At 61.8% G+C, this 12,258-nt stretch carries 13 protein-coding genes; 4 read left to right on the top strand and 9 right to left on the bottom strand.

Going from position 1 to position 12,258, the window contains the following annotated elements; translation table 11 throughout:
• The first annotated feature begins 6 nt into the window (after positions 1 to 6).
• Entirely contained in the window at positions 7 to 1,425 is a 1,419-nt protein-coding gene (locus tag KVH01_RS09620) for an FAD-dependent oxidoreductase (protein WP_217881269.1), read from the top strand.
• A gap of 242 nt (positions 1,426 to 1,667) precedes the next feature.
• The gene (hemE, locus tag KVH01_RS09625) at positions 1,668 to 2,735 is read left to right on the top strand and encodes a uroporphyrinogen decarboxylase (protein WP_057010659.1); all 1,068 of its coding nucleotides are present in this window, start codon (positions 1,668 to 1,670) and stop codon (positions 2,733 to 2,735) included.
• Positions 2,736 to 2,795: 60 nt separating this feature from the next.
• On the opposite strand, the gene KVH01_RS09630 is transcribed toward hemE, so the two are convergent.
• Complete coding sequence (locus tag KVH01_RS09630) at positions 2,796 to 4,007, bottom strand: MFS transporter (protein ID WP_404822040.1); 1,212 nt, start codon at positions 4,005 to 4,007, stop codon at positions 2,796 to 2,798.
• A 179-nt stretch (positions 4,008 to 4,186) separates the two neighbouring features.
• Between KVH01_RS09630 and KVH01_RS09635 the strand changes: the two genes are divergently transcribed.
• Together KVH01_RS09635 and KVH01_RS09640 are read left to right on the top strand one after the other, a co-directional pair.
• Positions 4,187 to 5,080, top strand: coding sequence for a LysR family transcriptional regulator (locus KVH01_RS09635; RefSeq protein ID WP_217881271.1), 894 nt, complete (start codon positions 4,187 to 4,189; stop codon positions 5,078 to 5,080).
• Positions 5,081 to 5,168: 88 nt separating this feature from the next.
• On the top strand, positions 5,169 to 5,555 hold the full coding sequence (locus tag KVH01_RS09640) for a type II toxin-antitoxin system PemK/MazF family toxin (RefSeq protein WP_032878300.1): 387 nt from the start codon (positions 5,169 to 5,171) through the stop codon (positions 5,553 to 5,555).
• A 203-nt stretch (positions 5,556 to 5,758) separates the two neighbouring features.
• Here KVH01_RS09640 and KVH01_RS09645 read toward each other — a convergent pair whose 3' ends face one another.
• Genes KVH01_RS09645 through KVH01_RS09680 form a run of 8 tightly spaced genes read right to left on the bottom strand, consistent with a single transcriptional unit; the run spans position 5,759 to position 12,225 of the window.
• Positions 5,759 to 6,154: a hypothetical protein gene (locus tag KVH01_RS09645; RefSeq protein WP_217881272.1), complete on the bottom strand. Its 396-nt coding sequence runs from the start codon at positions 6,152 to 6,154 to the stop codon at positions 5,759 to 5,761.
• Positions 6,155 to 6,180: 26 nt separating this feature from the next.
• Positions 6,181 to 7,407 (bottom strand): beta-ketoacyl-ACP synthase, encoded by a 1,227-nt coding sequence (locus KVH01_RS09650; RefSeq protein WP_217881273.1) that lies wholly within the window; start codon positions 7,405 to 7,407, stop codon positions 6,181 to 6,183.
• Entirely contained in the window at positions 7,407 to 8,135 is a 729-nt protein-coding gene (gene fabG, locus KVH01_RS09655) for a 3-oxoacyl-ACP reductase FabG (protein ID WP_217881274.1), read from the bottom strand. The genes KVH01_RS09650 and fabG overlap by 1 nt, the downstream gene beginning before the upstream one ends.
• Positions 8,132 to 8,593 carry an ApeP family dehydratase gene (locus KVH01_RS09660; RefSeq protein WP_217881275.1) on the bottom strand — a complete coding sequence of 154 codons (462 nt, stop codon included), beginning with the start codon at positions 8,591 to 8,593 and terminating at the stop codon, positions 8,132 to 8,134. The genes fabG and KVH01_RS09660 overlap by 4 nt, the downstream gene beginning before the upstream one ends.
• Entirely contained in the window at positions 8,590 to 9,756 is a 1,167-nt protein-coding gene (locus KVH01_RS09665) for a beta-ketoacyl-[acyl-carrier-protein] synthase family protein (protein ID WP_217881276.1), read from the bottom strand. The genes KVH01_RS09660 and KVH01_RS09665 overlap by 4 nt, the downstream gene beginning before the upstream one ends.
• Positions 9,753 to 10,235: a hypothetical protein gene (locus tag KVH01_RS09670; protein WP_043047223.1), complete on the bottom strand. Its 483-nt coding sequence runs from the start codon at positions 10,233 to 10,235 to the stop codon at positions 9,753 to 9,755. The genes KVH01_RS09665 and KVH01_RS09670 overlap by 4 nt, the downstream gene beginning before the upstream one ends.
• On the bottom strand, positions 10,232 to 10,981 hold the full coding sequence (locus KVH01_RS09675; protein ID WP_043047222.1) for a class I SAM-dependent methyltransferase: 750 nt from the start codon (positions 10,979 to 10,981) through the stop codon (positions 10,232 to 10,234). Before KVH01_RS09675 ends, KVH01_RS09670 begins: the two co-directional genes overlap by 4 nt.
• Positions 10,978 to 12,225 carry an NAD(P)/FAD-dependent oxidoreductase gene (locus KVH01_RS09680; RefSeq protein WP_217881277.1) on the bottom strand — a complete coding sequence of 416 codons (1,248 nt, stop codon included), beginning with the start codon at positions 12,223 to 12,225 and terminating at the stop codon, positions 10,978 to 10,980. Before KVH01_RS09680 ends, KVH01_RS09675 begins: the two co-directional genes overlap by 4 nt.
• Positions 12,226 to 12,258: the final 33 nt, after the last annotated feature.

Here is a 12,258-nt window from a genome sequence, read left to right on the forward strand (position 1 = left end):
TTTAACATGGCTGAACGTCTGAATAACGACTTCCAGTTCATCGATGTCGGGCGCAAGGATCCGAAGAAGAAACTGTTGCGTCAACGCAAGAAAGAGTTCGTGGAAATCTACGAACCGTTCAAACCCCAGCAATCGGCCGACCAGGCCCACCGCTGCCTGGGGTGCGGTAACCCGTATTGCGAGTGGAAGTGCCCGGTGCACAACTTCATTCCCAACTGGCTCAAGCTGGTGGCCGAGGGCAACATCCTTGCTGCCGCCGAGCTGTCGCACCAGACCAATACCCTGCCGGAAGTCTGCGGCCGGGTGTGCCCGCAGGACCGTCTGTGTGAAGGCGCCTGCACCCTCAACGACGGCTTCGGCGCGGTGACCATTGGCTCGGTGGAGAAGTACATAACCGACACCGCGTTCGCCATGGGTTGGCGCCCGGACATGTCCAAGGTCAAGCCGACCGGCAAGCGCGTCGCGATCATCGGCGCGGGCCCGGCGGGCCTGGGCTGTGCCGACGTATTGGTGCGTGGTGGCGTTACCCCGGTGGTCTTCGACAAGAACCCGGAAATCGGTGGCCTGCTGACCTTCGGTATTCCCGAGTTCAAGCTGGAAAAAACCGTACTGAGCCACCGTCGTGAAGTGTTCACCGGCATGGGTATCGAGTTCCGCCTCAATACCGAGATCGGCAAAGACATCACCATGGAGCAACTGCTCGCCGAATACGATGCCGTGTTCATGGGCATGGGCACCTACACCTACATGAAGGGTGGCTTTGCCGGTGAAGACCTGCCGGGCGTATATGACGCGCTCGACTTCCTGATCGCCAACGTCAACCGCAACCTTGGCTTTGAAAAGTCGCCGGAAGACTTCGTCGACATGAAAGGCAAGAAGGTCGTGGTGCTTGGCGGTGGCGACACCGCGATGGACTGCAACCGTACGTCGATCCGCCAGGGCGCCAAGTCGGTGACCTGTGCCTATCGCCGTGACGAAGCCAACATGCCCGGTTCGCGCAAAGAGGTGAAGAACGCCAAGGAAGAAGGCGTGAAATTCCTCTACAACCGCCAGCCGATTGCGATCGTCGGTGAAGACCGCGTCGAAGGCGTGAAGGTGGTCGAGACCCGTCTCGGCGAGCCGGACGCCCGAGGCCGTCGCAGCCCCGAGCCGATCCCGGGTTCCGAAGAAATCATCCCGGCCGACGCCGTGGTTATCGCTTTCGGCTTCCGCCCAAGCCCGGCGCCGTGGTTCGAGCAGTTCGAGATCCAGACCGACAACCAGGGCCGCGTCGTCGCCCCGGAGCAAGGCCAGTACAAGCACCAGACCAGCAACCCGAAAATCTTCGCGGGTGGCGATATGGTGCGCGGGTCTGACCTGGTAGTGACCGCGATCTTCGAAGGCCGCAACGCCGCCGAAGGGATCCTGGACTACCTGCAAGTCTGACCCCGATCCCAGGTTGAAACGGGATCAAACTGTGGGAGGGGGCTTGCTCCCGATAGCTGTACATCAGCAATAATCTAGTTGCCTGACACACCGCTATCGGGAGCAAGCCCCCTCCCACATTTGATTTGTGCAGGTTCAAGACATTGCTGCAAATCAACTCGATAGACAAAAGGCACGGCGCATTCCGTGCCTTTTGCGTCGCGCTCTGAGAAAATGCCCGCACTTTTTTTGCGGATGCCGACATGACTGCCCTCAAGAACGACCGTTTCCTTCGTGCCCTGCTCAAGCAACCTGTGGACGTCACCCCTGTGTGGATGATGCGTCAAGCCGGTCGCTACCTGCCGGAATACCGCGCCAGTCGCGCCCACGCCGGCGACTTCATGAGCCTGTGCATGAATCCTGCGTTCGCCTGCGAAGTCACGATGCAGCCGCTGGACCGCTACCCACAACTGGACGCGGCCATCCTCTTTTCCGACATCCTTACCATTCCCGACGCCATGGGCCAGGGTCTGTACTTTGAGACCGGCGAAGGCCCGCGTTTCAGAAAGGTCGTCAGCACCCTGGCCGATATCGAAGCCCTGCCGATTCCTGATCCGCACAAAGACCTCGGCTATGTGATGGATGCGGTCAGCACCATCCGCCGCGAGCTGAACGGCCGCGTGCCGCTGATCGGCTTCTCCGGCAGCCCCTGGACCCTGGCCACCTACATGGTCGAAGGCGGCTCGTCGAAAGACTTCCGCAAGACCAAGGCCATGCTCTATGACAACCCGCAAGCCATGCACCTGCTGCTGGACAAGCTCGCGCAGTCGGTCACCTCGTACCTCAACGGCCAGATCATGGCCGGCGCCCAAGCGGTGCAGATTTTCGATACCTGGGGCGGCAACCTGTCGGCGGCGGCGTATCAGGAATTCTCCCTGGCCTACATGCGCAAGATCGTCAGCGGCCTGATCCGCGAGCACGAAGGCCGCAAGGTGCCGGTGATCATGTTCACCAAGGGCGGCGGCCTGTGGCTGGAAAGCATCGCTGACGCCGGGGCCGATGCCCTGGGCCTGGACTGGACCTGCGATATCGGCGAAGCCCGCCGCCGCGTTGGCAGCCAGGTCGCGCTGCAAGGCAACATGGACCCGACCGTGCTCTACGCCAAGCCGGAGGCGATCCGCACCGAAGTCGGGCGCATCCTGGCCAGCTATGGCAAGGGCACCGGCCATGTGTTCAACCTTGGCCATGGCATTACGCCGGAAGTGAACCCGGAGCATGCGGGTGCGTTCTTGCGCGCCGTGCACGAACTGTCCGCGCAGTACCACGAGTAAAACACAGAGCAAAAATGTGGGAGGGGGCTTGCCCCCTCCCACATTAAAAGCCCGAAACCTTCAGGCCTGCCCCAGCGGCGGCAACCTCGCCAGTTTCAACGCCACCAGCAACGCGCCGATCAGTAGCGCGATAATGAATCCGCCAATCCCGTTCCACCCGGCAAAATGCCAGAAGAACCCTCCCGCGGTCCCGGCAATACTCGACCCCACGTAGTAGCAGAACAAGTACAGCGACGACGCCTGCCCCTTGGCTTTCACCGCCCGACGTCCTATCCAACTGCTGGCCACCGAATGCGCGCCGAAGAAGCCGAAGGTGAACACCAGCATGCCCGGCACTACCAGCCACAGCGGCGTGAACAGCGTCAGTAACATCCCCGAAAGCATCAACACGATGGTGCCCCACAGCACGCGGCGGCGGCCAAGGCGGTCGGCCAGGGAGCCGATCTTGGCCGAGCTGTAGATACCCGAGAGGTACACCAGCGACAGCAGGCCCACCAACGCCTGGCTCAGCTCGTAGGGCGAAGCCAGCAAGCGATAACCGATGTAGTTGAACATCGTCACGAAGGCGCCCATCAGCAGGAAGGCTTCAAGGAAAAGCCATGGCAGGCCCGCATCCTTGAAGTGCATGACAAAGCCATCCACGAGGCTGCGTGGCTTGAGACTGCTGGCGCGGAAGTTGCGCGATTCGGGGAGGATCTTCCAGAACACCGTGGCAGCGATAAGTGCCAGGGCACCGATGATCAGCATTGCGGTGTGCCAGCTGACGAAGTCGATCAACACGCCGATGATCAGGCGTCCGCTCATGCCGCCAATCGCGTTGCCGCCGATGTACAAACCCATGGCCAGGCCGATGTGCTGCGGGTGGATCTCTTCGCTGAGGTAGGTCATCGCCACGGCAGCCAGGCCGCTCAGGGACAGGCCCACCAGCGCCCGCATCAGCAGAATCCCCTCCCAGGTCGGCATCAGACCGCTGGCGATGGTGGCCAGCGCTGCGCAGAACAACGCGGCGACCATCACCGGCTTGCGCCCCAGCCTGTCGGAAATTGGCCCGGTGACCAACAGGCCGCAGGCAAGCATCGCGGTCGCCACCGATAGAATCAGGCTGCTTTGCGCCGCATTGATGGAAAACTCGTGGGACAGCGCCGGCATCATTGGCTGTACGCAATACAACAGGGCAAAGGTGGCAAACCCGCCGGAGAACAGTGCCAGCACCGTACGCATGAACATCGGCGTGCCTTTTTCGATGTACTCGTCATTGAGCTGCGCCACCACTTCATCGAGGGCGGAGGGAGGGGGTTGTTGGGTGAGTGGAGCAACAGCAGAATTCACGGGGACCTCGGGGAGGAAAGGCTGCCAGGACCGACAATGCAAAAAGAATATAGCTGCCTAATGATTCTTTCCAATATATTGTTCGACCTGTTTGATAGGTTTTACGACCTAATGAGGGGTGTATGGAATTACGTCATTTGCGGTACTTCATCGCCGTCGCCGAAGAACTGCATTTTGGCCGCGCCGCGCAGGTGCTGGGTATCTCGCAGCCGCCCTTGAGCCAGCAGATCCAGGCACTGGAGCAAGAGGTGGGGGCGCGGTTATTTGAGCGTACCAATCGTCGGGTCGAGCTGAGCGAGGCCGGGCGCCTTTTTTTGCAAGAGGCGCGGCTTGTGCTGGCCCAGGTCGACAAGGCAGCGGATGTGGCGCGCAGGGCACAGTTGGGTGAACTCGGCGAACTGAAGATCGGCTTCACGTCTTCCGCGCCGTTCAATTCCAGTATTCCCCAGGCGATCTTTGCGTTTCGACAGGCCTTCCCGGCAGTGCACCTCAACCTGCAAGAGATGAGCAGCACCCAGGTAGCCGAGTCGCTGGTGGATGAGTCGATTCAGGTCGGGCTGATGCGGCCTTTGCCATTGCCCGATTCGCTGAGCGTGGTCGAGTTGATGCGCGAGCCGCTGGTCGCGGTCTTGAACGCCGGCCATCCCTTGGTGGAAGGCAGTGAGCGCGGCTTGCACCTGGCGCAATTGGCGCAGGAGCCCTTTGTGTTTTTCCCACGCACCTACGGCAGCGGCCTGTATGCCCAACTGCTCAACCTGGCCCGCGACGCCGGGTTCAGCCCGCATTTTGCCCAGGAAGCGGGGGAGGCGATGACCATCATCGGCCTGGTGGCGGCGGGGTTGGGCGTGTCGGTGTTGCCGGCGTCTTACCAGCGTATTCGCATTGATGGCGTGGTCTATCGCACGCTGCTCGACCCAGAGGCGATGACGGCGGTGTGGCTGGTACAGCGCAAGGGCGTGCAAACGCCGATGGCGAAGGGGTTTGTGGAGTTGTTGACGCGTCAGGTATTGGTGTAGGCGGGGTCACATATCAGGTAACGCAACCGGCTTAGTTATTCGCTAGAAACTTGCGCAAAATCATTCTTTTTCAGGCGAGTGGATATGGATGGCACTTCTCTATCAGCCCAAGGAGGGCAGCGTGTTGATTTGTGATTTTCGTGGCTATGAGGTTCCGGAAATCATCAAGATTCGACCTGTTATTGTGATACGCAAACACCGGACGAATAAGCTGCTCGTAACGGTGGTACCTCTGAGTACTACCGCTCCACAGCAGGTGTTGGAACACCATTTGCGGCTTGATAGCCACCTTCAGGGAGCGAGCCCGGTCTGCTGGGCTAAATGCGACATCGTCGCGACAGTCAGCTTGGGTCGACTGGACCGAATCAAAAGTAAAGATCGTCATGGCAAACGAACTTACAAAATAGCCGAACTCACCAATGACCAATTTTTGGCGATAAAAGCGGCGGTGCGCAGTGCGCTTGGGTTGCGATAAAGTGGGATATAGATGGACGGCGTTTTGCCACCGATTGCAGGTAACCTGCTTTCAGGCATACTGGCCGAGTTCCCGAAAAGGGGCTTGTGAGACTCTGAGGGTCCTGGGCAACCAGCCACCGCAGAGCCAGGCAGGAAGCGGCGATGACAAGCCAACCTGTTTGTGAAGAGGGCGCCTAAAGGCGCCCTTTGTCGTTTCTGGCCTTACTGCATCCCGGTCGAGCGCAACCCTGCCAGGATGTCCCTATCCAGCATGCTTATCCAACGGTTGTAGTTGCGATGGATCTTGCCGTCCTTGTAGCCCAGGTCGCGGCTGTCGCGGTAGGTGATGGCGTAGCTGTTACGGCTGTAGCGGATATCGATGGCGGCATAGAACTGGCCGCGCACGGTGATCTCGGCCTGCACCAGCTGCGGGCCCAGGCGTTGCACGGTCCATTCGCGTTTCTGCAGGGCGGCGACGATGGCCTGTTTCATCTTTTCTTCGCTGACCTGGCCGGTGGCCGGCAACTCATGCTGGGGGTTGAGCACCGGCTTGCTGGTGCAACCGGCGGTGGTCAGCAGGGCCAGGGTGATCAGGGTGGCGCGTAGCAGGGAAGACATTCCGTTTTCTCCAATCGATTAAAAAGTCAGGACCAGCGGCGAAAGATCAACGAGGTGTTGACGCCGCCAAAGGCAAAATTGTTGTTCATCACATAGTCGTTGTGCATCTGGCGAAAGCCCCCTTGCAGGTAATCGAGCTCGCCGCATTGCGGGTCGACCGAGTCCAGGTTGAAGGTGTGCACGTACTCGTCGCGGTTCATCATTTCGATGCTGAACCACGACTCCAGCGCGCCGCAGGCACCCAGGGTGTGGCCGAGGAAACTCTTCTGCGAGCTGATCGGCATGCGACTGCCGAACAGGCTGCTGGTGGCCAGGGTTTCGGCGATGTCGCCCTGGTCGGTGGCGGTGCCATGGCCGTTGACGTAGCCAATGGCGGACGGTTCAAGCCCGGCATCTTCCAGGGCCAGCTCCATGGCGCGGCGCATGGTTCTCTGCTCCGGACGGGTGGTGTGCTGGCCGTCGGCGTTGCTGCCAAAACCGACGAGCTCGGCGTGGATGTGCGCACCCCGCGCCAACGCATGTTCCAGCTCCTCGAGCACCAGCATGCCGCCGCCTTCGCCGATCACCAGGCCATCGCGGCCGCTGTCGTAGGGGCGTGGGCTGGTTTGCGGTGCGTCGTTCTTCAGGCTGGTGGCGTAGAGCGCATCGAACACCATGGCTTCGGTGGGGCAGAGTTCTTCGGCGCCGCCGGCGAGCATCAACGGCAGGCGCCCGAACTTGATCGCTTCGTAGGCATAACCGATGCCCTGGCTGCCGCTGGTGCAGGCGCTCGACGTGGGGATCAGGCGCCCGGTAAGGCCAAAGAAGATGCTGATATTCGCCGCCGTGGTGTGGGGCATCATGCGCACATAGGAATTGGCGTTGAGCCCTTCGGCCACCGAGTTGAGCAGCATATTGCCGAAGGCCTTGATCTCATCGGTGCTGCCGGTGGACGAGCCACAGGCCACGCCCATGCGCCCGTCCTTGATTGACGCGTCGCCGAGCAGACCGGCGTCGTGCAACGCCTGTTCCGCCGCCCACACTGCCAGGCGCGAGACGCGGCCCATGCTGCGCAGTTGCTTGCGGGTCCAGTGGGCGGGCACGACGAAATCATCGATGGGCCCGGCCAGGCGCGTGTTCAATTCGGTAAAGCGGTCCCACTCATCCATGCGCCGGATGCCACTGCGGTTGGCGCGAAAGTTGGCGGCAATGGTCTCCCAGTCGCTACCCAGGGAGGTCATGCCGGCCATGCCTGTGACGACGACGCGCTTCATCAGCACAGGCCTCCGTTCACGGCCAGCACTTGGCGTGTGATATAGCCGGCTTCGGCCGACATCAGGAAATTCACCGCACCGGCGACTTCTTCCGGGGTGCCCATACGTTGCGCCGGAATCATTTTCATCAACTCTTCCACCGGTACGTTTTCATCCAGCATCGCCGTGTCGATCAAGCCGGGCGCCACGCAGTTGACGGTGATTTTGCGCTTGCCCAGCTCGATGGCCAGTGCCTTGGCCGCGCCGATCAAGCCGGCCTTGGAGGCGCTGTAATTGACCTGACCGCGGTTGCCGATCAACCCGGAAACCGAAGTGATGCACACGATCCGCCCGGCGGCGCGGCGGCGGATCATCGGCATCATTACCGGGTGCAGCACGTTGTAGAAACCATCGAGGTTGGTGCGCATCACCACGTCCCAGTCGTCTTCCGACAGGGCTGGAAAGGCGCCGTCGCGGGTCAGGCCGGCATTGAGTACCACGCCGTAGTAGGCGCCATGTTGCTCCACATCGGCTTCAAGGATGGCCTTGCAACTGGCGCGGTCGGACACGTCGAATTGCAGCACTCGCGCCATGCGCCCCAGGGCCTCGATCTCGACCTGCACGGCGTCGGCTTCGGCGCGACCACTGCGGCAATGCAGCACGATGTCATGGCCGGCCTGGGCCAGGCGCAGGGCAATGGCGCGGCCGATGCCGCGGCTGGAGCCGGTGACCAGTACGGATTCAGTCATGGCGTTTGGTCCTTCGATTCATCTAGGTAGTTGGCCGCCTGGGGCGGTCGAAATACGTTAAGGCGCGCGCTGGCGTGGATACCGTCGCCGGTGAGGTGGCATTCGAACACACCCATGCCGTTGTCGTCTTCCAGGGAGCGCAGGCCGTGGATATTCAGCTCGGCGCCGGCGGGAAAGTGTTCCACGTTGCACTCGTATTTACGCGTGCCCAACAGGAAACCCAGCTCCACCGCCTGGCCTTGCTGGCGCGCGCGGCAACCGGCATAAGCGGCGACGCTTTGCGCCATCAACTCAAGGCCGACCCAGGCCGGCAGGCTGCCGTCAGGGCGGTTGAACAGGCCGCCGGGCTTGACGGTGACGCGGGTGCGGACCTGCTCTTCATCGAACGACAGCACCTGGTCGATCAGGATCATGTCGCCCGCATGGGGCAGTAGTTCGGCAAGTGGCCAATCGATCATGGGGCCTCTGCGATTATCAGGCTGACGTTATTACCGCCGAAGGCAAACGAGTTGCTCATCAGGCAGGGTTTTTTCAAGCTGTCGCCGCTGCGTGCCCATTGCAAGGCGGGCAGCGCCGGGTCGGCTTGGCCGTCCCATACGTGGGGTGGCAGCAAGCCGTGGCTCAGGCTCAGCCAACAGAACGCCGCTTCCAGCGCTCCGGCGGCACCGAGGGTGTGGCCGGTCATGGGCTTGGTCGACGAGCAGGCTACGCCGTCGGGGAACAGGCTGGCGACCGCCAGGCTTTCCATGGCGTCGTTGTGTTGGGTGGCGGTGCCGTGCAGGTTCAGGTAGCCGATCTGCCCGGGAGCCAGCTTTGCGTTGGCCAGGGCCTTGCGCATCGCTTGCAGCGCGCCCCTGCCGCTGGGTTCCGGCGCGGAGATATGATGGGCATCGCAACTGGCGCCGCTGCCCAGCAAGGCGATCGGGGCTGGCTCGCGGCTCATCAGGAACAGCACCGCCGCTTCACCGATATTGATGCCGTTGCGGTTCACCGAGAACGGATTGCAGCGCTCGCTGGAGACCGCCTCCAATGCGGTAAAACCGTTCAGCGTCAGCTTGCACAGGCTGTCCACACCGCCGCAGATCACCGCATCGCAGATGCCGAGATCCAGCAGGCGCTGGGCACTCATCAGTGCACGGGCGCTGGAGGTGCAGGCGGTAGAAATCACATAGGTCGGGCCGCTCACTTGCAGCCAGTCGGCAAGGAAATTCGCCGGGGCGCTGAGTTCCTGTTGCTGGTAGTCGTAGTCGGTGGGGAATTGCTGGTCGCGCAAGTAGTGGGCAATGCCGCGGCTGGCTTCGTCGATGCCTGAGGTGCTGGTGCCCAGCACAATGCCGACCCGCGAAGGCCCGTAGGTTTGGATCGCCTGGCGCAGCTGAGCTTCGATCTGCAACGCCGCTTCCAACAGCAACTGGTTATTGCGGCTGCTCTGTTGGCTCAGCGTCACCGGCAGGGGCGCCAGGTCGCCGTGCACGGCCGCCACCGGCACCACGCGCTCCGGCACCCAACCGCTTTCGGCGCGCATGCCCGAGCAGTCGCCGACAAACAGCTTGCGGCTGACTTCGGCCTGGCCGCGGCCGAGGGCGCAGATCACGCCGAGGGCATTGAGGTAAGCGATCATCGGCGCAGGCCCAGCGGAGTGATGCGATAACGCAACGGCTGGTCGACCATGTTCACGCTGAACACCTCGGAGGACTGGTAGACGATCTGCCAATGGCCCGGCAGCGTACGCGTCAAGTCCATTGCCTGGGCGTGCGGATACAGCGCCGGCACTTCACCGGCCGAGGTCAGGGCAAACAGCAGCGCGGCGAACAACTCCCGGGCCTGGGGATTGGGTGGCAGCAAGCCGTCGGCCTGCCATTGCCCATCGACCAGCTTTTGCCGGGCCAGGGGAATACCCAGCGGGTCCATCATCGACCAACGAATCGCGCTGCCTTCGTGTTGGATCACCAGCAACCAATCCTGGCTCTGGCCGTCCGCCAGACGCTGCACGTGCAATTGCATCGGCAAGGCCAGGGTTGGGATTTTTTCCGGCAGCGGTGCCTGGCTGGCACAGGCGCTCAGCAGCAACACGCAACCGATCAACAGCAGGCGCATCATGGGGCAGCATTCTCCAAAGGTTTACGCGCTACGCAGTTGACCAGGGTTTCCTCGCGCTGGCCTACCGGCGGCGCCTTGCGCAGGCCCCAGCGCTCCAGCAGGCCGAAGTCGCTGGAGCGGCTCCACCACAGGTAGGGGTACGAGACATTCTGCGGGGCGAATTCAAAGCCCTGCTCGTGGAGCATCTCCAGGTATTGCTCGGCGCTTTTCTGCACATGCATCGGGTGGCGGAACAGCCAGCGAATCACCCAGGTGTCGATATAGGCTTCGGTGGATTCGGCAAACAGCAGATAACCGCCCGGCTTGAGCACCCGATAAAACTCCTTGAGTGCGCGATGTTGTTCCACCAAGTGATGGAAGGTCTGGTGGCAGAACAGGATATCGACGCTGGCGTCCGGTACCTTTAGGGTGGCGCAGTCGCTGCCGATCAACTCGACAGCCATGCCCTGGCGCTCGGCTTCTTCGCGGCTCAGTTCGAGGCTGTGGGGGTCAGCATCCAGGCCGATCAGGCGTGAGGGCGCAAACACCTCCTGCAGCAACCGGAAGGATTTACCCTGGCCGCAACCGGCGTCGAGCAATACCGGCGCCACCGGCAGCGGATCGCTGAACAGGCTGCGCAGATCGTTGATCGCCACCCGCAAGACGTGATGCTGCCAGGTATGGCTGCGCAGGAACCAGAAGCCGAATCTGGTTTCTTCGACGTAATTCTTGCTCAGGTAGTTTTTTCCAACGGCAGGGCTGCTCATACCACTTCACTCGCACAGATATCCGACAACATCCGCAACCGCCGTTTTGGCTCGCTGACAAACGGGTTGCGCTCATCCCAGGCGTAGCCGGCCAGGATCGCGCTGATCATGCGGCGAATTTCCGGCGAGCTGCCAGGATGGAAAATTACGTCCTGGAACGTGCCGGCATACCAGCCTTCGACGTAGCAACGGAAAGTGTCGACCCCACGTTTCAAGGGCTCGGCGAATTCGCTTTGCCAGTCGACCGTCTCGCCGTTGAGCTGACGGTGCAGCACACCTGCGGCCATGCTCGCCGAACGCATGGCGATGGTCACGCCCGAAGAGAACACCGGGTCGAGGAATTCCGCCGCATTGCCCAGCAGCGCAAAGCCCGGGCCGTGCAGGGTTTTGACGTTGGCCGAGTAACCGCCGATGCTGCGCGCCGGGGTGTCCCATACGGCATTGCTGAGCACGCCGGACAGGCTTGGCGTTTCGTCGATGAAGCTGCGCAGGCAGGCGTCGAGGTCGCTGTCGCGGCCATCGAAATGCGCCTTGGCCGCAACCACGCCCACTGAGCAGCGGCCATTGCTGAACGGGATGGTCCAGAACCAGATATCGCGCTGGGTCGGATGGGTGGTGACGAGGATCTTGGTGCGATCAAAGCCTGGGTGTGCGATGTGGTCTTCGACGTGGGTGAACACGGCCTGGCGCAGCGGAAAGTTCGATGGCGCTTCAAGGTCCAGCAGACGCGGCAGCACGCGGCCATAGCCGCTGGCGTCGAGCACGAACTTGGCCTTGATGTGGTACTCGCTGCCGTTCTGTCGGCGCACATGCAGGTAGCGGCACTCGCCGGAGAAGTCCACGCCGACAATGGTTTGGCCATAGCGGATTTCGACGCCTTGCAACGCCGCCTGATCGGCCAGCAATTTGTCGAACTCGCCGCGTTGCACTTGGTAGGTGGTGGGCTTGCCGTTGCTGAACGTGTCGCCAAAATCAAATGCACTGTAGCGCTCGCCCCAGGCGAAGGCGGCACCGGTTTTCACCTGGAAGCCCGCCGCTTGCACGGCGTCGAGCATGCCGGCTTCTTCAATAAAATCGATGCAGTGCGAGAGTAGGCTTTCGCCAATCGAGAAACGTGGGAAGTGCTCGCGCTCGATGATCAACACATCATGCCCTTTGCGCTTTAGCAGTGCGGCCGCGATGGCCCCGGACGGTCCGGCACCGATCACCACCACCTGGCGACGTTCCATTTCAACTATGGGCACGAGGGCTCCTTGCCGCATGGGCGATAATCGCAT

Source organism: Pseudomonas khavaziana, from assembly GCF_019145205.1.
GTDB classification, from domain to species: domain Bacteria; phylum Pseudomonadota; class Gammaproteobacteria; order Pseudomonadales; family Pseudomonadaceae; genus Aquipseudomonas; species Aquipseudomonas khavaziana.

Coding starts and splice junctions, on each gene's coding strand:
- KVH01_RS09660 (WP_217881275.1), bottom strand. CDS start 8,593: ATGATCGATTGGCCACTTGCCGAACTACTGCCCCATGCGGGCGACATG.
- KVH01_RS09665 (WP_217881276.1), bottom strand. CDS start 9,756: ATGATCGCTTACCTCAATGCCCTCGGCGTGATCTGCGCCCTCGGCCGC.
- KVH01_RS09620 (WP_217881269.1), top strand. CDS start 7: ATGGCTGAACGTCTGAATAACGACTTCCAGTTCATCGATGTCGGGCGC.
- KVH01_RS09650 (WP_217881273.1), bottom strand. CDS start 7,407: ATGAAGCGCGTCGTCGTCACAGGCATGGCCGGCATGACCTCCCTGGGT.
- fabG (WP_217881274.1), bottom strand. CDS start 8,135: ATGACTGAATCCGTACTGGTCACCGGCTCCAGCCGCGGCATCGGCCGC.
- KVH01_RS09635 (WP_217881271.1), top strand. CDS start 4,187: ATGGAATTACGTCATTTGCGGTACTTCATCGCCGTCGCCGAAGAACTG.
- hemE (WP_057010659.1), top strand. CDS start 1,668: ATGACTGCCCTCAAGAACGACCGTTTCCTTCGTGCCCTGCTCAAGCAA.
- KVH01_RS09675 (WP_043047222.1), bottom strand. CDS start 10,981: ATGAGCAGCCCTGCCGTTGGAAAAAACTACCTGAGCAAGAATTACGTC.
- KVH01_RS09640 (WP_032878300.1), top strand. CDS start 5,169: ATGGCACTTCTCTATCAGCCCAAGGAGGGCAGCGTGTTGATTTGTGAT.
- KVH01_RS09670 (WP_043047223.1), bottom strand. CDS start 10,235: ATGATGCGCCTGCTGTTGATCGGTTGCGTGTTGCTGCTGAGCGCCTGT.
- KVH01_RS09645 (WP_217881272.1), bottom strand. CDS start 6,154: ATGTCTTCCCTGCTACGCGCCACCCTGATCACCCTGGCCCTGCTGACC.